The sequence below is a fragment of the Mucilaginibacter sp. P2_A5 genome (assembly GCF_056404995.1).
The window spans coordinates 102,443-127,086 of sequence record NZ_JBFUCY010000012.1; the positions used below are offsets into that span (position 1 = coordinate 102,443).

Genomic DNA, 24,644 nt, shown 5'->3' on the forward strand with positions numbered 1-24,644 from the left:
TTCCCCTCTTGCTGGCCGTTTTACTAATAACAGCCAATAAACCATGACCAGGGAACAAGCACAGGAACTATTAAATAAGTATCAACTCGGCAACTGCACGCCCGAAGAACACCAAATGCTGGATAACTGGTATTTGCACGAAGCCGATAAGCAGCCTGTAGCCGAAGGGCCGGCCGATCCGTTAATGGAAGAGGAGTTGATATGGAACAGGATAGTTAATGAAATTCCCGAAACTGCCAAAATCCGGCACTTTAAAAAATGGTACTCCATTGCTTCGGCTGCTGCCATCCTTGTTTTTGTTTCATTTGGCGCATACCTGTTTATTAAAAATAACCAGGCCCCTAAACCGCTTGTCTATCAGTCTACTCCTAAAAATGATATTTTGCCGGGCGGCAATAAAGCCATACTTACCCTGGCCAATGGCAAACAGATTACTTTAACCGGCGCCCGCAACGGCACCCTTGCTGTACAGGGCGCGGTAGCCATCAATAAAACAGCCGATGGAAGAATAGTTTATGATTCGTCCGAAAAATCGGGATCTGATGATGCAAAATTAGCTGCGTATAACACCATGACTACGCCCCGCGGCGGCCAGTATTGGGTTGTTTTGCCCGATGGCAGCCGGGTGTTGTTAAATGCAGCTTCTTCGTTAACCTATCCAACCACATTTAGCGGCGCCGAGCGTAAAGTTGAGCTTACCGGCGAGGCTTATTTTGAAGTGGCGCATAATGCCGCCAAGCCGTTCAGGGTTTACAGTAAATCGCAAATTGTGGAGGTGTTGGGCACGCATTTCAATATCAATACCTATGATGATGAGCCGGCTGTTAAAACCACCCTGCTTGAAGGGAAGGTAAAAGTAACATCAACCGCTAAAAATCAAACCCGGATTTTACAGCCGGGCCAGCAGGCTTTTTTAAATGCGCTTGCATTTAATGTAAGTGAGGTTGATGTAGATGAGGCCACTGCCTGGAAAAACGGATTGTTTGTATTTGAAAGCAATGATATACAGCAAATTATGCGGATGGTATCCAGGTGGTATGATGTAGATGTGGCATACGCGGGTACCTTACCAACCGACAAATTCAGCGGCTCGGTATCCAGGTTCAGCAATGTTTCTGAAGTGCTGAACACCTTGCAGCTTACCCGGAAAGTGCATTTTAAAACATTGGGTAAAAAAATAATCGTATCAGAATAAATTATAACCAAGCCAATAAACAACCAATATTATAATCTAAAAAACCGAGAAAAAATGAAAAGAAAACTACGAACGTAACCTTGAAAACGGGGGCTTAAAAAAAACGTGAAAGTGTACCACCACTTCCACGCCAAAAATTTGAGTTAACCCGTTAATCTGTCCGCCATTCCGGCGCATAGAAAAAATTATTGTCAATAAATCTTGTTTTAACCCAAACTATTCAAAAGTATGAAAATATCTACTTTTAACATAGGTATGCCCAAACTATGCATACCTCAAAAGTTATTATTAGTTGTGAAAATAACTGTACTCCTTTTTTTTGTCGCTATTATGCATGTCAGCGCTTCATCGTATGCGCAAAACATTAATCTTTCGGCAACCAACGCGCCTTTGAAAAAACTCTTTAAAGAGATCAGGAAGCAAAGCGGCTACAACTTTATTTATACCGAAGGTATGATGAAGGATACCAGGCCGGTTAACATTCATGTTCGTAATGCTTCTATCGATGTTATCCTCGATAAGGTATTTCATGATCAGCCGCTTTCCTATACCATCAGCAATAACACCATTGTTATTAAAGAGAAAGACAGCCAGGTAGCTGAGAATGCATTGATAACTGTTACCGGTACCGTTAAAGACGAAAAAGGCGAACCTTTGCCAGGTGTTACTGTAGCCGTTGAGGGTATAGCCAATGCCACGTCAACCGATTATAATGGTAAGTATACCATTAAGGCTAATGCAGGGCAAACTTTGGTATTCTCGTTTATTGGTTATAAAACTGTAAAAAGGCTTATCAATAACGAGTCGCTGATAAATGTCTCTTTAGAGCCGGCATCCCGGGATTTAACCGAGGTGGTTGTGGTTGGCTACGGTACCCAAAAACGGTCGGATATCACAGGCGCTGTTGCATCAGTACCCAAGTCCCGTTTATCGGAGTTGCCGGTTACCAACATACTGCAAGCTTTAGAAGGCGCTGTAGCAGGGGTTACCATAACCAATACATCATCTGTACCAGGGGCAGTACCGGGGTCAATAGTAAGAGGGCAAAACTCCATCAGTGCAGGTACCGGCCCGTATGTGGTGGTAGACGGTATCCCGCTGAGTAAAACCGGCGGTTCGCTTAACGATATCAATCCTAATGATATCGCTTCGATGGAAATATTAAAAGATGCATCGGCAGTGGCCATCTACGGAACCAATGGCTCCAACGGGGTTATCCTGATTACTACCAAACGAGGGAACAGCGGCAAACCCGTTATCCGTTATAGCGGTTATGCAGGTATAGAAAACCTTGCACATATCCTGGAGCCGCGCGACCCGGCATCTTTTATTCAAAAATATGCCGATTATCTTTCGCAAACGGGCCAAACGCAAACCAGCCCTGTGCCCAATAGCTCCGAACTGCCCAATTACAAGGCCGGTAAAACCATTGATTGGGTGAAAGAAGCTACCCAGCAAGGGGTAATGCAGGATCATAACCTGAGCGTTTCTGGTGGTAGCCCCGATGTTAAATATTTTATATCCGGCGATTACATGAAGCAGAAAGGTGTGGTAAAAGGTTACCAGTATAACCGGGTAAGCATCCGATCAAACCTGGACGTTAACGTTACCAATTTTTTAACCGTTGGTATGTCATCCTTCCTCTCGAACAATAATTATGACGGAGGCCGGGCCAACCTGTTATTCGCTACTGCCATGAGCCCTTATGGTAATTTATATAATGCAGATGGTACTTATACCATTTACCCTATGGCACCTGAGTTGTTGTATACCAATCCCTTATTGGGCTTAACTACCGACCAGGTGAACCGCAGCGTAAATTTAAATGGTAACGGCTATGCCGAGATTAAATTTGGCGGCGTACTTAAAGGGCTGAAATACCGGTTAAATGCCGGCTACACCTATTTGCCAACCCGTGTTGATAGCTATAGCGGCCGTTTGGCAAATACACCTTTGGGGTCGGCCAGCGCTGCAAGCTCCGAAACAACAGCCTATACAATTGAAAATCTGTTGTACTATAACAGGGACATTGGCAAGCATCACTTTGATTTTACGGGCTTATACAGTGCACAACGCCGTAGGTATTTTACATCAACCGCTTCGGCTACAGGTTTTGTGAACGACGAACTTTCATTTAACAACATTGGCGCCGGTGCAACACAAACGTCGTCGTCATATTCAGACAGGTATGCGCTTAATTCGCAGATGGCCCGTGTCAATTATTCATATAACAGCCGTTACCTGTTCACTGTTACCGCCCGCCGGGATGGTTCGTCGGTTTTTGGCGCTAATACTACCAAATACGGTGTATTTCCATCAGCAGCGCTGGGCTGGAATATTAGCCAGGAAAACTTTCTGAAAGATTCAAAGATCGTGAATAACTTAAAACTTAGGGCTTCATACGGAAAAACCGGTAACGAAGCGGTAGGCATTTATCAAACTATTACAACAGATGGGGCGGTAAGGTCTCCTTTCAACGGTGTAAGTACAATAGGTGTACAAGCCAGTAACCTTGGTAATGCCAATTTGCATTGGGAAACAACTGTCGGAACAAATTTAGGCGCCGATTTTTCCCTGTTCAATAGCCGTATTAATGGTTCTGTTGATGCATATAAAACCCGTACCTACGGTTTACTGCTTCAACGGGGACTACCGCTAATTACCGGTTATTCAAAAGTATGGGATAACATAGGAAAGGTGGCCAACAAGGGTATCGAGGTTACGCTGAGTACAAAAAATATTGATGGCCGGGATTTCCGGTGGGAGTCAAACATCGTATACGCCATAAACAGGAATAAAATTGTGAGCCTTTATGGCGATGGTAAAGACGATATTGGTAACCGGTGGTTTATAGGTAAGCCCATCAGCGTAATATATGATTACAAAATGACAGGCGTTTGGCAAACAGGCGAGGATGCCTCCAAACAAGATCCGGGAGCAAAACCAGGCGACCTGAAATTTGCCGATACAAATGGCGATGGCAAAATTACTGCCGATGACAGGGTTATCCAGGGGCAAACAACGCCAAAATGGACAGGCGGTATTACCAATACCTTTCACTATAAGCAGTTTAACCTGAGCATATTTATACAAACAGCACAAGGCATGCTTAAAAACAATGCCGATTTAAACTATGCTGATGAATCGGGCAGGAGGAATACACCGGCGGCCATAGAATACTGGACACCATCAAACGGCAACAATTCGTTCCAGTCTTTATCTTATACCAACACCCGGGGCTACGGCTATCCGCGCGATGCCAGCTACACCCGTATTAAGGATGTAACATTTAGCTATGTTGTACCGCAGGTACTGTTAGATAAAGCGCACATCAACGGCTTAACGTTTTATGTAAGCGGCCGCAACCTGCACACTTTTACCAAGTGGATTGGCTGGGATCCTGAAAATAATTATTCGACCAGGGGATCCGGCGATTGGACAAACAACTATCCAACTACCCGCACATTTGTTTTTGGTGCCAACATCTCATTAAAATAAACTGATAAAAGATAACGATATGAAAAAGTATTCAATTATAGTGGCTTCTGTATCAGTGCTTATTATCGCATTTGCATCCTGTAAAAAGTCATACCTGGCCGAAAAGCCTTACTCCTCATACACCCCGCTAACGCTTAACGATTCATTGGGCTTCGAAGCCGCCGCCGTAGGCCTTTATAACTACGAAAGCACCATTTTAACCTATTCAGGCGCCCAGGGCTGGCCAAGCGTTTGGCAGGTAGGCACCGATGTGGCCAATGCTACAGCAAACCAGCAAGGCATTGAAGTGCCGTATTATAATTACGCGCAGCTTACACCAACAGATGGGGCAGCTTCATATATCTGGGGTAAATATTACGCGTTAATTAACAACGCCAACATTATCATCAAGGCTGTTGAAGATCCATCAAATACTAAACTTACCGCCAAGGGCAAAAATATGATAGATGCCGAAGCCAAGTTTTTCAGAGCGTACGCCTACAATAGCCTGGCTACCTTGTTTGGCAAAGTGCCGTTAGTAACCAGCCCCGTTACAACCTTTAAAACAGATTTTGTACGTGCCCCACTTGATCAGGTCAACAATCTTATTATAAGCGATCTTACGTTTGCAAGTGCAAACCTGTCTGATTTGAATGCAGGTACATCTAAACTAAACGTGCAAGGCAAACCTGTAGATAGGGCCAATAAATACATGGCCATGCAGCTTTTGGCCGAGGCTTACCTGCGCATGGGTAAAAACGACTTGGCCGAGCAACAGGCGCAGGCAGTTATCAGCAGTGGTAAATTTAGCTTGATAAGCAGCCGTTACGGTGTAAGGGCAAGCGGAGCCGGCGATTATTACTCAGATATGTTTGTTTACGGTAACCAGCGGCGCAGCCAGGGTAACTCAGAAGCCATATGGGTTATTGAGCAGGAAAATCCAAATTCGGTAGTTGGTGGTAATACAGATAATGCCCAGCAACGCCGTGTATGGGGAGCGGCCTATTACAATATCAGCGGCATGGTAATTTGCGACTCGCTTGGCGGGCGTAGCATTGCCCGGTTAAGGTTAAGTAATTGGGTGTTGTACGGCCTATATCCAGCTGGAGATTTACGAAACTCGCAGTACAGTATCAGAAGGCGTTATTATATCAACAACCCCGCTGCCGCCAACTATGGCAAGCAAGTACCATTTACCGGCCCTGACACCTTATATAAAATATGCCCAAGCATAACCAAATGGGGAGCATTTGACCCGAATGATACTTTTGGCTATGCCATGATCAAAGATTTTATGATGATGCGGTTAGGCGAAACCTATCTGCTGCTTGCTGAAGCACAGGTAAAACAGGGTAAAACCACCGAGGCTGCAAATACCATAAACGTTTTGCGTACGAGAGCGCAGGCGCCGCAAGTTACTTCCGGCCAAATGACCATCGATTTTGTACTTGACGAACGTGCCCGTGAATTGATTGGCGAGGAAAACCGGAGGATGACACTGATGCGCACCGGTACCCTGGTTGACCGCGCGCTGCGCCTCAACTCCAATGACGTTCAGCACCCTACAGCCGGCCTGGCAGCCAAAAATTTGCTGCTGCCTATTCCTTTATCAGAAATTCAACTGAATAAGGATGCTGTTTTAGAACAAAATCCGGGTTATTAATATAATTCATAGTGTGTGGCAGTGTATATTGCCACACACTTTACTACTTATGCTTTTTAACCGCCTCAAACATTCCCTGTTTATAGTTTTACTGATAGGTAGCTTTCTGCATTCAGGTGCGCAAACTTACCCCGTAAAAGTTAGCACCATCGGCCCCGGATGGGCTAATAACTCGGTGAATACAGTTATTTTTCGCAAAAACTCGCTGGTTACTTTTAAAGGCGAGCAGTATGCCGCCTATTATGATCAGCAGCAGGTATTAACCCTGGCCAAAAGAAAAAGCGGGTCAAATGAATGGCAGGTTGCTGCCACAGCCTACAAAGGCGATGCTGCCGATGCCCATAAAACCATCAGCATTATGGTTGACGGGGAAGGATACCTGCATGTGGCCTGGGGCTTGCATAATGAGCCATTAAACTATGCCGTGGGCATTGCGCCCGGCAGTCTTGCTTTATCGGCAAAAAAATCAATGACCGGCATTGCTGAAAACCGTGTAAGCTACCCTGAATTTTACAGGCTGCCCAAAGGCGATTTGTTATTTCTTTACAGGAATGGGGCATCCGGCAATGGCAACCTGGTTATTAACCGGTACCTGGCAGCAACCAAAAAATGGGTAAATGTGCAAAGTAACCTTATTGATGGCGAAGGTAAACGAAATGCTTATTGGCAAATGGCCATTGATAAAAAAGGATTTATACACTTGTCATGGGTATGGCGCGAAAGCCCCGATGTGGCCAGTAACCACGATATGTGCTATGCGCTATCAAAAGATGGCGGGACAACCTGGGAACAATCAACGGGGCAAACATATAATTTGCCAATTACCGCCGCAACTGCCGAACACGCTTGCGAAATTCCACAAAAGAGCGAGCTTATTAATCAAACATCCATGGTTATTGACGACGATGGCAATCCATTTATAGCCAGCTACTGGCGCGAGGAGGGGCAGACGGTTCCGCAATACCATATTATCTATAAAAATAATGGCCGGTGGGCCAATAGCAACCTCAATTTTCGCAAAACCCCTTTTAGTTTAAGTGGAATGGGCACAAAAAGCATCCCCATATCACGTCCGCAGGTTATTGCCTGGAAACAGGGTAAAAACATGGCCGCGGCCCTAATATTCAGGGATATAGAGCGGGGAGATAAAGTTTCTGTCGCGCTTACCGGTAACCTGGCCGCAAATAAGTGGACGGTTAGTGATTTGTCGGCCTTTACCGTCGGCGCCTGGGAACCAACTTATGACACCGAACTATGGAAAGATAAAAAGATACTTAACCTGTTTATACAAAAAGTAGTACAGGTGGATGGTGAAGGGCAGGCCAATATTACAGCCCAGCCGGTACAAGTGCTGGAATGGAAACCGGCCGGTAATTAAAACAGAAGAATATGAAAATTAAAAATACATTAAGCTGTTGCCTCATGCTGCTGATTTTTTGTGGGGCCAATGCGCAACAGGTTAGGTTTAAAACAAATAAAAAGTTGCTGCAAACCATCAGCAGCGATTACAAAATTGCTGTGGCCCAATATAAACTGATAGCCAACGAGCTCGATACCAATAAATTCCCCAAAACTTATTATCCTAAAACCGGCAAGTTTGAAACAAGCGGGCCCGATTGGTGGTGCAGCGGCTTTTATCCCGGTACATTATTATACCTGTACCACCAAACCGGCGATAAGGCATTACTTGCCGAAGCTAACCGCATAATGAAAGTGCTTGCCAACCAGCAATATAATAAAACCACGCACGATTTGGGGTTTATGATGTATTGTAGCTTTGGCAATGCCGAAAAATTTGAGCCCAAGCCGCAATACAAACAGATCCTCATCAACAGTGCAAAATCCTTAGTTACCCGGTTCGACCCCAGGGTTGGCTGCATTAAATCATGGGATTCAAACAAACCCGAATACCTGGTAATTATCGATAACATGATGAACCTTGAACTATTGTTTTGGGCTACCCGCGTTACGGGCGACAGTAGTTTTTATAAAATAGCGGTTACACATGCCAATACCACCATGAAAAACCATTTCCGGGCAAATTACAGCTCATACCATGTGGTAAATTATAACCCGCAAACCGGCGATGTTCAACAAAAGCATACCGCCCAGGGTTTTGCTGATGAGTCGGCCTGGGCACGTGGGCAGGCATGGGGATTATATGGCTACACCGTAATGTACCGCGAAACAAAGGATAAAAAATACCTCGAGCAGGCCAATCACATTGCCGGTTTTATATTAAACAATCCTAATTTACCGGCAGATAAAATTCCCTATTGGGATTACAATGCCCCTAATATTCCCGGTGCTTTACGCGATGCTTCGGCGGGGGCAGTAATGGCTTCGGCTTTGCTGGAGCTTTGCCGTTATGCGGGTAAAAAGCAGGGCCAGCTATATTTTACAACCGGCGAAACCATTATTCGTAATTTATCGGCTGGAACATATCGGGCTGCCTCAGGTACCAATGGCGGCTTTATTTTGAAACATAGCGTAGGTAGTTTGCCTGCAAACTCAGAAGTAGATGTTCCGCTTACCTATGCCGATTACTATTTTATAGAAGCATTAAACCGGTATAAAAATTTTAATAAATAATGAGATAGGTGGATTGAGGTACTGAATACGCCTTTGACCTAAAAAATAACTGCTATGAAAAAATTACTGTTTTTGCTTTGCACAATGTTGCTGACGCTTAATCTGTGGGCGCAAAAAAATATATCAAACGGCCTTGCCGACAGGAAACTGTGGCTGGCTTATATGGACAAAATAGCCCGGCCAGTAATATCAAACCTGGCCGAAGATAAGCTGAAGCAAAACATGCCGGTGAGTTTATCTGATCATATAGATAATAAAGAAGGACGTTCAAAAGTAGCTTACCTTGAGGCGTTTGGCCGTACCTTAAGCGGAATTGCACCCTGGGTTAACCTGGAAGGGGGTGATGCCGCCGAGGTGAAATTACGCAGCCAGTACCGCGCATGGGCATTAAAGGCGATAGCCAACGCGGTTAATCCGCAGGCTAAAGATTATTTGCAATGGAATGGCGGGCAGCCTTTGGTTGATGCATCGTACGTAGCCTTTGCACTTGTCAGGAGCCCATGGTTATGGGAACACCTGGACGATAATGTAAAAAAACAGGTGGTTGATGCGATGAAGATAACCCGTAATACGGTGCCGGTTTACTCAAACTGGATCCTGTTTTCGGGGATGATAGAGGCTTTCTTTTGTAAATACGATTTAGGGGACGACCCTGTACGAACCGAATACGGCATCCGCGAATTTACCCAGCACTGGTATGTTGGCGATGGCCTGTTTTCGGATGGGATGACCTTTCATCTGGATTACTACAACAGCATTGTGATACAACCCAATTTAGCCACCATGTTACAGGTGCAGGCCGAAAAAAAGAAAAACTATCAACACGAGCAGGAGCGGGTAAAAGCCATAGGCCAACGCTACGCCGAAATATTGGAACGCTTAATTAATGCTGATGGCAGTTACCCGGCAACCGGTCGCTCCATAGTTTATCGGGCAGGGGCTTTTCATCATTTGGCCAATATGGCCTATATTAAACAGCTCCCCGCATCGTTGCCACCGGCACAGGTGCGTTGCGCTTTAACCGCTGTTATCAAAAAAACGCTGGAGTCGCCAGCTACATTTACTGCGGATGGATGGCTCAACATTGGCCTTTACGGCAAGCAACCCGGCCTGGCCGATTTTTATATTACTACCGGCAGCTTATACATCTGCAGTAATATTTTTGTACCCCTTGGCTTACCCGAAACCGACGAATTCTGGAGCGGGCCACCCCTCAAATGGACGGCAGTTAAGATCTGGAGCGGAGAAGATGTAAAAGCCGACCACGCCCTTGACATCAGGTAAAAGCAGGAAACTATTTTCCAATCAAAGTAAACAGGAACGGTATGAGCTTAGCTTATGCCGTTTTTGCTTAAACCGGGCCTCAATTTTGGTATTAGTTAAAAATATGTTCCTTTTTTGGTCAAATTGACTTCTTCTCCCCCTTATTTGGCCTACTGAACCCCCTTGGGAGTTCCTGTTTTGACCTACTTTCGGAACTCAATTATAAATGAATTTTCCGGATGTGTTTTACGCATGTGGTAAAATGCCTTTTGTAGTTATTGAGCCTCCGGTTTATAATTCACAAAACACGCATCTGCGAAAAGGATCATATAAAGTGAAAATATTTGTAGCATTTATGGAAATAAAATACCAAAAAGTTGATTTTGATATCAAAAAAATAAGCAAAAATGTAGCCTTTTTGATGATTTTATGTATGGGGTTATCCGCACATGCTCAAAAAGGTTTGGAGGTACGGGCCAACATAAATTATTGCGCGGCACAAGCCCAAAAAACGCTAAACGCTATTCCGGCAAATGGCAACAACCTGCCCCGTAATATAGACAAGGACAAAACCAGTTGGCGATACGTAAGTTATCAGGATTGGTGCAGCGGTTTCTGGCCCGGCATATTGTGGTACTTATACGAAGGGACCCATGATGAAAAATGGAAAACAGCTGCTGATAAATTCACAAGGGAATTAACGCCAATTTCTCAACATAGTGGTTTCGACCATGATTTGGGCTTCATGATGTTTAACAGCTTTGGCAACGGGTACCGGTTAACGAGAGACTCAGCGTATAAACAGGTTATATTAAAATCGGCAGATTCATTAGCCACCTTATTTAATCCCAAAGTGGGTACTATTTTATCGTGGCCGCCAATGGTTAAAAAAATGGGCTGGCCCCACAATACCATTATCGATAACATGATTAACCTCGAGCTGTTATTCTGGGCCTCAAAAAATGGCGGCAGCAGGCATCTATATGATATCGCGGTTAAGCATGCCGAAACTACCATGCACAATCATTTCAGGCCCGATTATACTTCTTACCACGTGGTGGTATATGATACCATTACCGGGAAAAAGATAAAAGGGATAACTCACCAGGGTTATGCAGATAACAGTATGTGGGCCAGGGGGCAATCCTGGGCTATATATGGGTTTACCATGTGCTACCGCGAAACAGGGAAAGCGGAGTTTTTAAACTTTGCGCAAAAAGTAGCCGATGTGTATTTAAGCCGCTTACCGGCCGATTTAATCCCCTACTGGGATTTTGATGATCCTGCTATACCCAATACTGCTAAAGATGCGTCGGCTGCATGTGTAACGGCTTCGGCATTGCTGGAGCTATCCACTTTTGTAAAAGATAACAGGAGGGCGCAAATTTACCGGCAGAAGGCCGAGGCTATGCTGCAAACACTTTCTTCCCCGGCTTACCAGAGCCATAATGTAAATGACGCTTTTTTATTGCATGCTACCGGGCATCACCCCGCCGGAACAGAAATTGATGCATCAATTATTTATGCCGATTACTATTATTTGGAAGCCTTGTTAAGATTGGATAAATTACAACATGTCAAACCTGCTCACCCTCAACATAAATCGCACTAAATGAGATATTTTATATTAACTGTAGTTTCATTTATCACATTTGCTGCCAAAGCGCAAAACACGGCGACGGGCGCTCCCCTGGTAATTCAATCGCCTGATAAAAAACTCACTTTGAAGTTTTATCAGAGACAGTCGGCCAATAATAGGCGGACCATGTATTACCAGGTAACTTACCAGGATAAACAGGTTATAGGCGAGTCGGTGCTGGATATTCAGCTGGATAACCAGCTGTCAGAAAAAGCGATGGCGCTGAAAGTAGATCAACATAAAAACTGGTGCGAAAACCTGGTGATACAGGATATAAAAACCGCCACCCATGATACAGCCTGGATCCCCGTGAATGGCGAACGCAGCCAGGTAAGGGATAATTATAATGCTGCCGATATCACCCTGGTGAAGGATGATAACCCAACGTATGTGATGCAGGTACAGGTTCGGGCTTATGATGAAGGCGTCGCCATTCGCTACTATTTTCCCGAAAATGAAAAAGGAACGTATTATAATATCACAGCCGAAAATACCGAGTTTAATTTACCCGCCGGCACCCAGGCCTGGTTTGCCAATTGGGCGCAGGCGCCTTATTACAAACTGCCGCTGGCCAGCTGGCCCGGAGAAAGCGAACGCCCGCTTACATTAGAACTGCCCAACGGACTGTTTGCTACGCTTTGCGAAGCGCAGTTAGTTGATTACGCCCGTACCAAATTCAAATTAAGCGATGATAATCCAAATACTATTGTAACTTCTATGTTTGGCGGGGCGCAACTTGTATCCCCAGTTGGTACGCCCTGGCGCGTGATCATGGTGGCCACAACTCCGGGCGATTTGATAGCGCATAATTATATGATGCTTAACCTGAATGAACCATCTAAAATAACAAATACCGATTGGATAAAACCAGGCAAAATTATGCGTGTGATGACCCAAACCACCGCCGATGCCAAAGCTAATATCGATTTTGCTGTAAAACATAAGCTGCAATACATACTATTTGACTGGAAATGGTATGGGCCGGCATTCAGCTTTAATTCTGACGCGACAAAGGTGGCTATACCCGATTTTGATTTGCCGGGTATTATTCAATATGGCAAGGATAAAGGCGTGGGAGTATGGTTATATGTAAACCAGCAAGCATTAATGGCGCAAAGCGACAGCCTCTTTGCTGTATATAGTAAGTGGGGGATAAAAGGCGTAAAATTCGGCTTTGTACAGGTGGGCTCGCACCGTTGGACTACCTGGGTGGAGAAAGCCATACAGCAGGCGGCAGCCAGCCATATAATGGTTAACATTCATGACGACTGGCGTCTTACCGGCGAGCAACGTACCTGGCCCAACCTGATGACAGCCGAAGGGGTACGCGGCAACGAAGAAATGCCCGATGCAACCCACAATACCATATTGCCTTTTACCCGCTATATAGCCGGGCCCGCCGATTATACCATTTGTTATTTTGATAAACGTATCAAAACCACCCATGCCCATCAGTTGGCATTGGCCGCCATTTATTACAGCCCCCTGCAAACGCTTTACTGGTATGATAAGCCATCGGCAGAGCATAACGAGCCCGAACTGGAATTTTGGGACAATATTCCAACCAGTTGGGACGAAACAAGCGTAATACAAGGTAAGCCGGGGGAGTATATTACTACCGCCAGGCGCAAAGGACCTGAATGGTTTGTGGGTACCATTACCAATAACGAAGCAAGGACTTTGAAAGTGGCGCTCACTTTCCTGGAGCCGGGCAAAAAATATCGGGCCCAAATATATAGTGATGATGCCGCCGTGGCTACAGCTACGCATGTGCGGGTTAGCAACAGTGTGGTTAGCAGCAAATCAGTCTTAAACATTAACCTGCAACCATCAGGAGGCGAGGCAATGCATATAGAAGAAATTAAATAGAAGCTAAAAGCAGAATGCACAAAGCTTAAAGCAGACTTATTGATTTTCTATTTGATAAAGAATATATGTGAAATTAATTAACAGATCCTATATAAATGAGCATAATCAATAATGAGTTTTACAGTAACACCAAACCGCGACATGTCAATTGAAAACGTATTTACACCATATATTTTAAGCGCGGATATTGGCGGCTCACATATAACGGCAGCAATATGTAATTATAAAACAAATACGATTATTGAACAAAGCCAGGTAAGGATTGATATCAATAGCCAGGGTTCGGCGGTGGATATTTTATTTGCCTGGAGCAATATATTAAAACAGGTTTTAGAAACGGCCAATGTTCATATATCAGGTCTGTCGCTGGCTATGCCCGGCCCTTTTGATTACCACAATGGAATTTCGTATATCAAGGGGCTCAACAAATACGAATCTATCTACGGCATTAACATTAAATTGCACCTCGCCAACACACTGCAAATACACCATAAACGTATTAAATTCAGAAACGATGCCGAAGCCACTGTTGCCGGCGAATGCTTTGCAGGAGCAGGAAGGGGATATAATAGTGTAATGGGTGTTACCCTTGGAACAGGTTTTGGGTCGGCATATTTTATTGACGACGAAATAACCGATTTGAATTTGGGCAGTTTACCATTTAAGGAAACCATCGCAGATGACTATTTATCAACCCGGGGATTTGTAAAGCGATACCATGAACTATCAGGGAAATCAGTAAAAAACGTAAAGGAACTTGCTTTCATCGCCGATATGGACCTGGTTGCTAAACAGGTATTTGAAGATTTTGCCGAAAACCTAAGCAGTTTTCTCGAACCCCATATCCTGGCGATGTCTCCGCAATGTTTGATCCTATGCGGCAATATAACCCGTGCGTCCGCCCTTTTTTTGCCGGCTTTAAAAAAACGCTTGCCAAACACCACTATTGAACTTGCCCGGTTAGGGGAGTACGCGCCGCTTATAGGGGCTGCCCATCTTTTTAAGCCAATTGAAAAAGCCGTAGCTTTAGTTAAAAAAATCAAAACCAATGACCAATAAACCAGCTTTTACCGAAAAGAAATTTATCGTGACGTTTGTTTTCGTCACCTCCCTTTTTTTAATGTGGGGATTGCTTCACTCCATGAGCGATGTATTGAATAAACATTTTCAGGATGTATTAAACGTTTCCAAATCACAGTCGGGGCTGATACAATTGTCTGTTTTTGGCGCCTATTTTGTAATGAGCATACCGGCAGGATATTTCCTAAAAAAATTCGGCTATAAACCGGGTGTTATTTTGGGTCTAATGTTGTTTGCCATCGGCACCTTTTTGTTTGTACCCGCAGCTAACGCCAACTCATTCAACTTTTTTAGAATAGCCTTATTCATTTTAGGTTGCGGCATGGCCACGCTGGAAACGGTAGCACACCCCTTTGCAGCCTCTTTGGGCGATCAGCGCACCAGCGATCAGCGTATCAACTTTTCGCAGTCATTTAATGCGATAGGTACTATTATTGGCCCCGCTCTGGGGGCATATTTTTTTTTCCGTGCGGCGGGTGACCACTCTACTGATTTGTCGTCGGTTAAAACATTATACGTTGGCATAGGGTGCGTAATTGTATTTATTGCTATTGTTTTCCTTTTTCTTAAAATACCGGTATTAACTGCTCCTCATGTAGCAGCATCAGAAACGGATACCGATGCGGTAAATGTAGATATCGCCCCAACAAAAAAGCTATATGAGCACAGTCATTTTGTATGGGCTGTTATTGCGCAATTTTTTAACGTTGCCGCGCAGGGTGGCACCTGGGCCTACTTTATTAACTACGGGCACGATATTATGGGTTTCAGCAATGAAACCGCCGCCGGGTATATGAGTGTTTTTATGGCCATGATGGCTGTTGGTCGTATTATAGGGACCTTCCTGATGAGATTTATTGCCCCCAGTAAGTTATTGGCCGCATTTGCTTTAGGAAGCGTGGTTATGTGTGTTATTGTTGCCCAGGGCTACGGATGGACATCATATATCGCGTTAATGATGATCAATTTCTTCTTCAGTATTATGTTCCCAACTATTTTTAGCCTTGGCCTTAAAAACCTGGGCAAACATACCCAGCAAGCATCTTCCTTTATTTCTATGGGGGTAGTTGGGGGCGCATTCTTCCCGTTGCTGATGGGGCTCATCGCTAACCACAATGTGGCCAAAGCCTATTATTTGCCAATAATTTGTTACGTAGTGATCTTTTTGTTCGGCGCAAAATTTTATAAAGTGAAACATTGATGCGGTTGAAATTATACATATTATTCTTGAGTTTGCAGGCATGCAATCAGTTTGTTATAGCCCAACAGGGGCACTTACCTGACGCAACAGCTGAGAGCCCCCTCTCAAAAGTTTGGGTAGCAGATCAGGGGAACGGCACTTATAAGAACCCGGTTTTGTATGCAGATTATTCAGATCCTGATGCCATACGGGTTGGGGACGATTATTACCTGGTTGCTTCCAGTTTTAATTGCATGCCGGGCCTGCCTGTTCTTCATTCTAAAGACCTGGTTAACTGGAAGCTGATTAATTACGCGTTAAAAAAACAAGTTCCCGAAACTGTTTATGATAAGCCAGAGCATGGCAAGGGCGTTTGGGCGCCCAGCATCCGTTTTCACAAAGGCGAGTTTTATATTTATTACCCCGATCCCGACTATGGTATTTATATGATTAAAACCAAAGATCCGGCGGGTGCCTGGAGTAAACCGTTGTTGATTTTGCCAGGCAAGGGAATTATCGACCCCTGCCCTTTTTGGGATGATGATGACAAGGCCTATCTGGCGGTGGCCTGGGCAGGCAGCCGCGCCGGTGTTAACAGTTTGCTAACCATCTTTCAACTAAATGCCGAAGGAACAAATGTTACAGATGATGGTAAACATGTTTACGATGGGCATGACAAAAACCCAACTATAGAAGGCCCCAAACTGTATAAGCGTAACGGCTATTATTACTTGCTGGCGCCGGCAGGCGGTGTAGCCACCGGCTGGCAGCTTGCGTTGCGGTCGAAATATATCTATGGGACGTATGAGACTAAAATTGTGATGAACCAGGGCCGAACCACAGTGAACGGTCCACACCAGGGTGCGCTGGTGCAGACACAAACCGGCGAGCCCTGGTTTATTCATTTCCAGGATAAAGGCGCTTACGGCAGGATCCTCCACCTGGAACCGGTAAAATGGATCAATAACTGGCCGGTAATTGGCCAAGATAACGATGGTGATGGCATAGGAGAGCCCGTACCTACCTATAAAAAGCCAAATGTGGGTAAAACTCATACCCCGATAACCCCGGCCGAAAGTGACGAGTTTAACACAGATCAGCCTGGTTTGCAATGGCAGTGGCACGCCAACCCTAAAATACAATGGAGCGCATTAATTCCGGGTTCGGGCTATCTGCGGTTGTTTGCTTATCCAACAGAACCGGGTGCGGTTAACCTGTGGCCTGTTCCCAATTTGTTGTTGCAAAAGTTTCCGGCTCCTGATTTTACGGCGACAACAAAGGTTGATTATAAAGTGGAATGGGATGTATGGCAAAGTAAAAAAGCAGGCCTGCTTGTTATGGGGAATGACTATGCCTATCTGTCTGTTTCCAAAGATGAAAAAGGGTTCAAAATAAGCCAGGTAATTTGTAAAGGGGCATTAATCGGCAATACAGAAGAGGTTGTAGCCGAAAATAGGATCAGTCAATCTGCTGTTTATCTCAGGGTTCATGTAAGTGCGCCTGATGCCCGGTGTAGTTTTAGTTACAGTGAAGATGGGGCCAATTTTAAAGAAATAGGAACACCGTTTACTGCCCTGCCCGATAAATGGATAGGAGCAAAGGTAGGCCTGTTTTGTATTAGCAAACCGGATGTACGCACGGGCGGATATGCCGATTTTGACTGGTTCAGGATAACGCCATAATCCAGTTGAGGATGATTTTAAAAGTACATGGTGAGGTGAAAGGTAGCAACAAAGCAAGGATATTTTTGTGGATCGGTAAGATTGTTCCTTTGCTACTGACTATTTTTGTTTCAGTTAGCTGTAAAGCCCAGGATAGTCCTAATCTGCATGTTTATCAATACAGCGTGAAGGTTGGCACCCGAACTGCTTATTTATGGATACCCCCGGATTGCAAACAGGTTAAAGGGGTAATTATATCCCTGGCCAACTTGCTGGAACGTAACTGGCTCGAGGATGCGCTGATACGCCGAACAGCGGCAGAGATAGGTTTAGGTATTATTTGGATTGGGCCGGGACAACGGAATGACCAATCTTTAACTGCCGATATGAAGCCTGGGATGGAAATGGTTTTTCAGCAAATGATGGATAACCTGGCGAAGGAGTCGGGCTATTATGAATTGAAAAATACGCCGGTAATACCAATGGGGCATTCGGCCAACGGGCATTTTGCCTGGACCTTTGCAAATGCTTTGCCCGAACGAACAATAGCATGTATCCCCGTAAAAACTATTCCCTTACCCGATTCCCTGAAATTTAAAAACATTCCGCTTTGTTACATCGTGGGCGAAACTACCGAGTGGCCTCAATACCGGGTACCCGATCCTGCCATCCAGCCTGGCGACCGCGACTTTTACTGGCCGGTGGTAAGGCAAACCGCATTAGTTTTACGTGCCCGTGATGCCGGTAACCTGGTTAGTGTAGTGGTAGATCCCGGCGGAGGGCATTTCGATTGGTCTGCCCACCTGGCAAAATTTATTGCATTGTATATCCGTAAAGCATGCCTGTACCGTTTGCCCGAACAAGGGCAAACGGTTTTAAAACCCGTTGAAAGAACAGCCGACTGGTTAACCGGTACCGGCGGCATGGAAAAAGAAGTGTTTTTACCGGCTCCTTATAGTGCATTTAAAGGCGGAAACACTAATGGCTATTGGTTTTTTGACCAGGAAACGGCGGTAGCAGCTATGAAATTTGAGGGCGACCGCCTAAAACGAAAACGGCAAATGCTTACGTTTATACAGGACGGCCGGTTATTACCGGTAGCCAAACTGGGCTATGCCGATTTGAAGTTTGAGCCGGAAGAAGATGGTATCTCTTTCCGGCTAAAAGGAGGCTTTTTACCGGAAATGCCACCAGAACTTATTGGTGCAGGCCAAAAGCTGGGCCACGCGTTGGGGCCAATTAATTTTAGGGTGATTTCCGGCCCGGCGGTACAAACAGGGCCATCGTTATTCAGGTTACAGTTTGATAGGATGGGAATGGGCGCCGAGCTTTGGATACAGGAAGAAAATGCAGGCGATGCAGTCTATCGCCACGCTGTACAACCAGGCAAGATGACTGTACCTGCTAAATTAACAATTGGGAAACCCCAGGAAATAACCTTTCAGAAGCTACAGGATGTTAAATTGGGTACGAAAGAACTGGCTTTACATGCCACCTCAAATTCGGGATTGCCTGTGGGTTATTATATTATTTCGGGGCCGGCATACGTAGAAAACGGTATAATTAAGTTTACGCCTGTTCCGCTCAAAAGTAAATACCCGGTAAAAGTAAACATCGTGGCTTATCAATGGGGGAGGATAACAGGGCCTTTGTGGCAATCTGCTACACCGGTTGAACAAACCTTTTATATATCCAGGTAACGTTACATCATCCAAAATCAGGACATAAGCTTTTTAAAGTATTAAAAGCAACAGAGGAATTAACTATCATAAAGTAACTATGAATTATATAAAAGGGTTATGCTTACCGGTATGCTGTTTTTTATTAGTGTGTTTATCCGGGCAATTACAGGCACAATCATTCATCCATCCGGGGTTGCTGCAAAATGCGCAGGATATAGCGCGCATTAAAACAGCGATAAAAGAAAAACAAGAACCTGTATATAGCGGTTTCGTGGTCTTTCAGGCCCATCCACAGTCGCAAAACACCTATCATATGCAGGGCCCTATGGAGATGGTAGGCCGAAATCCAACAGTTGGCCAGGGTATATACGATGCTGATGCTAACGCCGCTTATCAGAATGCATTGATGTGGGCTCTTACGGGGCAGCAATTATATGCTGATAAAGCCATTGAAATTGTTAACGCGTGGTCATCAACATTAAAATCAATAACCGGCCGGGATGCTGTATTAATGGCCGGTCTTGGTCCCTTTAAAATGGTGAATGCCGCAGAGATACTGCGGTATACCCATTCGGGCTGGTCGGCGGCGGATATTGAAAGAACGGAGAGTCATTTCAGGGAAGTGATTTACCCGGTTATCAAAGATTTCGCGCCATTTGCCAATGGCAACTGGGATTCAGCGGCCATGAAAACCATGATGGCGATTGGCATTTTTTGCAATGACCGCCCCATATTCGAGCGGGCTTTACACTATTATATCAATGGCGCAGGCGATGGCAGCCTGGTTAATTATATTATTAACGAAACCGGGCAGTGCCAGGAAAGCGGGCGCGACCAAAGTCACACCCAACTGGGCATAGCGCATTTGGGCGATTGTGCTGAAATGGCATGGCACCAGGGATTAAACCTGTATGCATATGCCGATAATCGCTTACTAAAGGGTTTTGAATATACGGCCAAATTTAACCTGGGCCAGGATGTGCCCTATGTACCCGCAATGGACAGGACAGGTAAATATTGGCATGAGCGAATCTCGGTAGAAGGCAGGGGAAGGCTGAGGGCTGTATATGAGCAAATTTATAACCATTACGTTAAGCGCATGGGCTTAACCGCGCCTTATACCCAGGCGGCTGCCGAAAAAGTCAGGCCTGAACAACAGGGGCTCCCGGGTGCCGATCATGTAGGGTTTGGAACATTGCTTTACTCCAGGACGGCAGGTAGCGATGATATAAATACTATTCCCGCCTCCCCGGCCGGGTTATTGGTCCAAACATCGTCGGTAAATGGCAATATAATTAGCTGGGTGGCCTGCAGGGGTGCAAATTATTATACCTTAAAAAGATCAGAACAGAAAAATGGGCCTTACACGGTTTTGGCCGGCAATATCACAGGTTTGTTATACCAGGATACAAAGGCGCTGCAGGGACGAACTTATTATTATACCGTGTCTGCTTCTGATAAATCGGGCGGGAGCGCGAACGCGTACCCGGTTAGTATTACAACTGGTTTTCCAATCAAATGGAAAGCGGCGGACATTGGAAGTAACAGCGAACCGAAAGGTTCGGCAATATTTGATGGCCGGCAATTTACTATAGCATCCGGAGGAGTGGGTATCGATAGTGTGCAGAACCAGTTTAAGTTTGTATATACAACATTAAAGGGTAACGGAACTATCATCGCCCGGTATGTTCCGCAGGTTAGTTCACAATTTTCAGTTTTTGGCCTGGCCATCCGCGACGGATTGAATGATAGCGCTATCCAGGCTGCTCTAATAGTAAAACCGGAACTGTCCGGACAGCCCGAATCACCGGGCTGGCATACAAGGCTCTTTTTTCGCGGCGCTAAGGATAGTACTATAAAAGATATTGCATCGGGCCCTGTTTTGTCGGAACCGGTTGTTACTTTCAGTCGCCTTACCGGTTATTGCTGGCTCCGGTTGCAGCAAAAAGGAGCAATAATTTCTGCCTATTCGTCGGCCGATGGAAAAAACTGGGTAAAAACAGGCTCAGTAGTCGTCCAAGCAAAAAAACAGCTATTAGCAGGCTTAGTCGTTTCTTCCGGTTTAACATCTATCTCTACTGTTATCAAATTCGATCAGGTTATGGTTTATTAAGCGGCAATATTGTGTAAGTCCAGATTAGGACAAATCACAAAAAATAATTTATCATATATCTTCTTCCTCTTCGCTCACCGCGTTCAAAACCACCTCAGCCTGTTTAAAATTCGTTTTTACAAAATGGCACCAGTCGCATTCTTTTTTGCCGCAGCCGGTGCTGAATTCGTGGGCCATAATTTTGGCGTAAGTTTCGGTGATTTGTTCGGTTACCAGCGCAATATCTGCCGGACTGATCACATATTTTTCTTTGTAATATTCGCCTTCGCTTATCGGCTCTACAAAATCAAAAATGGTGTCGATAACTTCCCAATCGTTGGTGCGGTCATGGTCGACCAATATTTTGTAGAACACGCCCTGGCGCCAGTAATCCCCGCCCATGGGGGCATCAAATGTTGGGCGCAACAGTTTGTCTTTAGCATTCCGTACCTTTCCTGTTTTATAATCAACCACGGTAACGTTTTTACCGTCGAACTCCATTTTATCCAGGTTGCCTTTAATAGGTACACCGTTTATCTCGATGTTTTTGATCGATTTTTCGGTTACGGCTATTTTGTTCCAGCTGCCTACGTTTTGTTCATAGTAGGGCGGCAATATCTTTTCGCCATAGGCCAGGCGCAGCTTGTACTCATCTTTGGTAAATGAATCGCGGTTGCGGGCCATGTACCATTTAAATTCGTTCATGAATTGCTCGGTAGACAGGAACTCGTCCTGGTTCTCCTTCAGCAGTCTGTAGGTTTTATTTAGCGCCCAGTGTACCGCCTGCCCAAACGTGGCCGACGGACTTTTACCCGATGGCACCCGGATTAAACACTGAAAATAAAACCGCAGCGGACAATCCAGGTAGTTGTTCAGGTGCGTTACCGATAGCGTGTAGCTTTGCAGCAGCTGGTTAATGTAGTTTTTATCCAGCAGCTCAACCTTTGGTTTTTCCACCTCGCTAAACTGGGTGGCAATAAAATCGACCATGGTATCGGCCGGTACCTTGGGGTATTGCAGCTGTATATCTGTGCTGGCCAAAATTTCGCCTATAAACTGGCTTGCTTCCTGGTCTTTCCCTTTTTTATCCTTGCCTGCGTATGATATCATGAGAGATTGTTTGGCACGGGTAATGGCCACATAAAATAAGCGGCGGGCCTCCTCTTTTTGCGCAATATCGTCAGCTGCCGAACGGGTAAGCGTGTCTGGCAGACTAAAACCGCTGTTACGGCCCTTGCTATCCCAGGTACGTTTATCGCAGCCTATAAAAAACACGTGCTCAAACTCCAGCCCTTTGGAGCCGTGGGCGGTTAAAAAGTTTACGCCGTTATCGCTGAAGATCACTTTGTTCAAATCAAGGCGGATGCCGTTCTTTTTCATCAGCTCGATGGTGGCAATCAAGTCGGATAGCTTAATATCCGGATTTTTACGGCTCTCGTCCTTTAAAAAATCGAAGAAACTGGTCAGCATCTGCATATAGCCGCCCTTATCGGGCTGCTGCATAATGTATTTCAGGATGCCCATTTTGGCAATCACATTCTGGAAAAAAGCCTGTAGTGTTGAGTTTACGGCCGATTTAAGTAAATCATCGATATTGTTCATGAGGTACCGCATCTCCATGTACTTATCGGGCGCAAACAGGTCAGGCTGGGCAGGTGACCGCAACTCGCTGATGTAACGGCGGATGGATGTGCGATGCTTATCGCGGCTATTGGCAGCAAAGTTTTCCTGCGATACCGCAATGCTGGCCTTGGCAATTTCTATCGGAGCTATGTTAAAGAAATCGTAGTGTAGGATCTCGAACAGCAACTCGTCACCGCTATAAGGCGAATCGAGTTCCTGCATCAGGTAGCGCATGATATTGATGATCTTCTCGCCAAAGGGCTGGGTAAGGATATCAATTTTGCGTTTGGTGTTTACGGCTATTTTTTTTACCTCCAGGTATTGGATCATTTCTTCCACCTGGCTATGGTTACGGTAAATCACGGCTATCTCGCCAGGCTCGACTCCGTTATCAATCAGTTTTTTTATTTGTGCTGATACATCTACCAGTTCCTGGTCGGGGTTTTCGTATTCACGGATTACCGGCTCAGCGGCCAAATCCACGAAGCGCGGATGAGATGCCTGTAATTCCTTATCCAGTTTAAGTTGCCTGGTTAACCGTTCCTGGTTATTATCAATCAGTGCTTTGGAAATATCCAGGATGTGCTGGTTCGACCGGTAATTATGCTTTAGCACCACTGTTTTCAGGGTGCTCACATAATCGCTTGCAAAATCAAGAATATTGCTCATGTTGGCCCCCTGGAACTTGAAAATCGACTGGTCATCATCGCCTACCACAAACACGTTTGGCACATCCCAATAATTAAGCAAAAAGCGCAGCAACTCGTTTTGCGATCCGCTGGTATCCTGGAACTCATCAACCAGGATATACTGGTAACGCTCCTGGTATTTGCGCAGTATCTCCTCATTATCGCGAAAAGCACGTAGCACCCAAATGATCATATCGTCAAAATCATAACGGCCTTTGGCTTTCATTTTTACATCATAGTTCTGGTATTCGCGCACAGCGGCTACCAGTTTTTTCATCAGGTCGTGCGCGGCGTCAATATCCTTTTGTTTGGGATCGCCAACTTTGATGCCGGTTTTGGAGTTGGCGCGTTTGTAAACAAACTCTTCGCGGTTGGGGATATCATCAAGGTATTCCTGCACGGCCTTTTCAATCATAACCGCATCCCAGTTCTCACGCTTCATGGTGCTGAACAGGTCTTTCAGGCGTTTGGTATCGTAATACACATCGCCGGTAAAACGTTTCAACAGGTGGTCGTTATCAAACTCGTCCACCAATTCGCGAAACAGCATCGCCGATTCCAGGTCGGATAGCGACTCCAAATTCAGTTTGCCAAAATATTCGAGGTTTTCCTGGATGATCTCGTTGCAAAAGGCATGGAAGGTGTAAATGTTGATGCGATATGCATCGGGCCCAATAAACTCAAACAGGCGCTTACGCATGGCTACCGCGCCTGCATCGGTATAGGTAAGGCAAAGGATCTCGTTGGGCAGGGCATCGGTATCGGTCAATATTTTACCAATCCGCGCGGCCAGGATCTGCGTTTTACCCGTGCCCGGCCCGGCGACAACCAGAACAGGGCCATCCATTTTATTTACGGCGGCCAATTGCTCGGGGTTTAGCCCGGCTAAGGCTGATTGGAATTTATCGTTGTATTTGTTGAAGTTGGATTGCATAATTG

General features: G+C 45.3%; 14 protein-coding genes. 13 read left to right on the top strand and 1 reads right to left on the bottom strand.

Annotated elements, in window-relative coordinates:
• Window positions 1–43: 43 nt before the first annotated feature.
• The 13 genes from AC1DXF_RS12330 to AC1DXF_RS12390 all read left to right on the top strand — a co-directional run bounded on the left by AC1DXF_RS12330 (window position 44) and on the right by AC1DXF_RS12390 (window position 21,414).
• The gene (locus AC1DXF_RS12330; protein WP_477448974.1) at window positions 44–1,195 is read left to right on the top strand and encodes a FecR family protein; all 1,152 of its coding nucleotides are present in this window, start codon (window positions 44–46) and stop codon (window positions 1,193–1,195) included.
• A gap of 228 nt (window positions 1,196–1,423) precedes the next feature.
• On the top strand, window positions 1,424–4,693 hold the full coding sequence (locus AC1DXF_RS12335) for a TonB-dependent receptor (RefSeq protein WP_477448976.1): 3,270 nt from the start codon (window positions 1,424–1,426) through the stop codon (window positions 4,691–4,693).
• A 19-nt stretch (window positions 4,694–4,712) separates the two neighbouring features.
• The gene (locus tag AC1DXF_RS12340) at window positions 4,713–6,335 is read left to right on the top strand and encodes a RagB/SusD family nutrient uptake outer membrane protein (protein WP_477448978.1); all 1,623 of its coding nucleotides are present in this window, start codon (window positions 4,713–4,715) and stop codon (window positions 6,333–6,335) included.
• 49 nt (window positions 6,336–6,384) lie between these two features.
• Window positions 6,385–7,713 carry a BNR repeat-containing protein gene (locus AC1DXF_RS12345; protein WP_477448980.1) on the top strand — a complete coding sequence of 443 codons (1,329 nt, stop codon included), beginning with the start codon at window positions 6,385–6,387 and terminating at the stop codon, window positions 7,711–7,713.
• A gap of 11 nt (window positions 7,714–7,724) precedes the next feature.
• Window positions 7,725–8,927, top strand: coding sequence for a glycoside hydrolase family 88 protein (locus tag AC1DXF_RS12350; RefSeq protein ID WP_477448982.1), 1,203 nt, complete (start codon window positions 7,725–7,727; stop codon window positions 8,925–8,927).
• A 54-nt stretch (window positions 8,928–8,981) separates the two neighbouring features.
• Complete coding sequence (locus AC1DXF_RS12355) at window positions 8,982–10,211, top strand: DUF2264 domain-containing protein (RefSeq protein WP_477448984.1); 1,230 nt, start codon at window positions 8,982–8,984, stop codon at window positions 10,209–10,211.
• Between the two features lie 205 nt (window positions 10,212–10,416).
• Window positions 10,417–11,802, top strand: coding sequence for a glycoside hydrolase family 88 protein (locus AC1DXF_RS12360; protein ID WP_477448986.1), 1,386 nt, complete (start codon window positions 10,417–10,419; stop codon window positions 11,800–11,802).
• Window positions 11,803–13,698 carry a glycoside hydrolase family 97 protein gene (locus tag AC1DXF_RS12365; RefSeq protein ID WP_477448988.1) on the top strand — a complete coding sequence of 632 codons (1,896 nt, stop codon included), beginning with the start codon at window positions 11,803–11,805 and terminating at the stop codon, window positions 13,696–13,698.
• Between the two features lie 111 nt (window positions 13,699–13,809).
• A complete protein-coding gene (locus tag AC1DXF_RS12370) occupies window positions 13,810–14,757 on the top strand; it encodes an ROK family protein (protein WP_477448990.1) in 948 nt (315 codons plus the stop codon).
• Complete coding sequence (locus tag AC1DXF_RS12375; protein WP_477448992.1) at window positions 14,747–15,979, top strand: sugar MFS transporter; 1,233 nt, start codon at window positions 14,747–14,749, stop codon at window positions 15,977–15,979. Before AC1DXF_RS12370 ends, AC1DXF_RS12375 begins: the two co-directional genes overlap by 11 nt.
• 26 nt (window positions 15,980–16,005) lie before the next feature.
• Window positions 16,006–17,640, top strand: a complete 1,635-nt coding sequence (locus AC1DXF_RS12380; protein WP_477448994.1) for a glycoside hydrolase family 43 protein — start codon at window positions 16,006–16,008, stop codon at window positions 17,638–17,640.
• Window positions 17,641–17,651: 11 nt separating this feature from the next.
• Complete coding sequence (locus tag AC1DXF_RS12385) at window positions 17,652–19,319, top strand: hypothetical protein (RefSeq protein ID WP_477448996.1); 1,668 nt, start codon at window positions 17,652–17,654, stop codon at window positions 19,317–19,319.
• A 79-nt stretch (window positions 19,320–19,398) separates the two neighbouring features.
• Complete coding sequence (locus AC1DXF_RS12390) at window positions 19,399–21,414, top strand: alginate lyase family protein (protein ID WP_477448998.1); 2,016 nt, start codon at window positions 19,399–19,401, stop codon at window positions 21,412–21,414.
• A gap of 51 nt (window positions 21,415–21,465) precedes the next feature.
• Here the strand turns inward: AC1DXF_RS12390 and AC1DXF_RS12395 are convergent, their stop codons facing one another.
• On the bottom strand, window positions 21,466–24,639 hold the full coding sequence (locus tag AC1DXF_RS12395) for an ATP-dependent helicase (RefSeq protein ID WP_477449000.1): 3,174 nt from the start codon (window positions 24,637–24,639) through the stop codon (window positions 21,466–21,468).
• Between the last annotated feature and the right edge of the window lie 5 nt (window positions 24,640–24,644).

Bases quoted from the DNA above. Each gene is read 5' to 3' on its own strand.
- AC1DXF_RS12330 (WP_477448974.1), top strand. From the start codon at position 44: ATGACCAGGGAACAAGCACAGGAACTATTAAATAAGTATCAACTCGGC.
- AC1DXF_RS12335 (WP_477448976.1), top strand. From the start codon at position 1,424: ATGAAAATATCTACTTTTAACATAGGTATGCCCAAACTATGCATACCT.
- AC1DXF_RS12340 (WP_477448978.1), top strand. From the start codon at position 4,713: ATGAAAAAGTATTCAATTATAGTGGCTTCTGTATCAGTGCTTATTATC.
- AC1DXF_RS12345 (WP_477448980.1), top strand. From the start codon at position 6,385: ATGCTTTTTAACCGCCTCAAACATTCCCTGTTTATAGTTTTACTGATA.
- AC1DXF_RS12350 (WP_477448982.1), top strand. From the start codon at position 7,725: ATGAAAATTAAAAATACATTAAGCTGTTGCCTCATGCTGCTGATTTTT.
- AC1DXF_RS12355 (WP_477448984.1), top strand. From the start codon at position 8,982: ATGAAAAAATTACTGTTTTTGCTTTGCACAATGTTGCTGACGCTTAAT.
- AC1DXF_RS12360 (WP_477448986.1), top strand. From the start codon at position 10,417: ATGAATTTTCCGGATGTGTTTTACGCATGTGGTAAAATGCCTTTTGTA.
- AC1DXF_RS12365 (WP_477448988.1), top strand. From the start codon at position 11,803: ATGAGATATTTTATATTAACTGTAGTTTCATTTATCACATTTGCTGCC.
- AC1DXF_RS12370 (WP_477448990.1), top strand. From the start codon at position 13,810: ATGAGTTTTACAGTAACACCAAACCGCGACATGTCAATTGAAAACGTA.
- AC1DXF_RS12375 (WP_477448992.1), top strand. From the start codon at position 14,747: ATGACCAATAAACCAGCTTTTACCGAAAAGAAATTTATCGTGACGTTT.
- AC1DXF_RS12385 (WP_477448996.1), top strand. From the start codon at position 17,652: ATGATTTTAAAAGTACATGGTGAGGTGAAAGGTAGCAACAAAGCAAGG.
- AC1DXF_RS12390 (WP_477448998.1), top strand. From the start codon at position 19,399: ATGAATTATATAAAAGGGTTATGCTTACCGGTATGCTGTTTTTTATTA.
- AC1DXF_RS12395 (WP_477449000.1), bottom strand. From the start codon at position 24,639: ATGCAATCCAACTTCAACAAATACAACGATAAATTCCAATCAGCCTTA.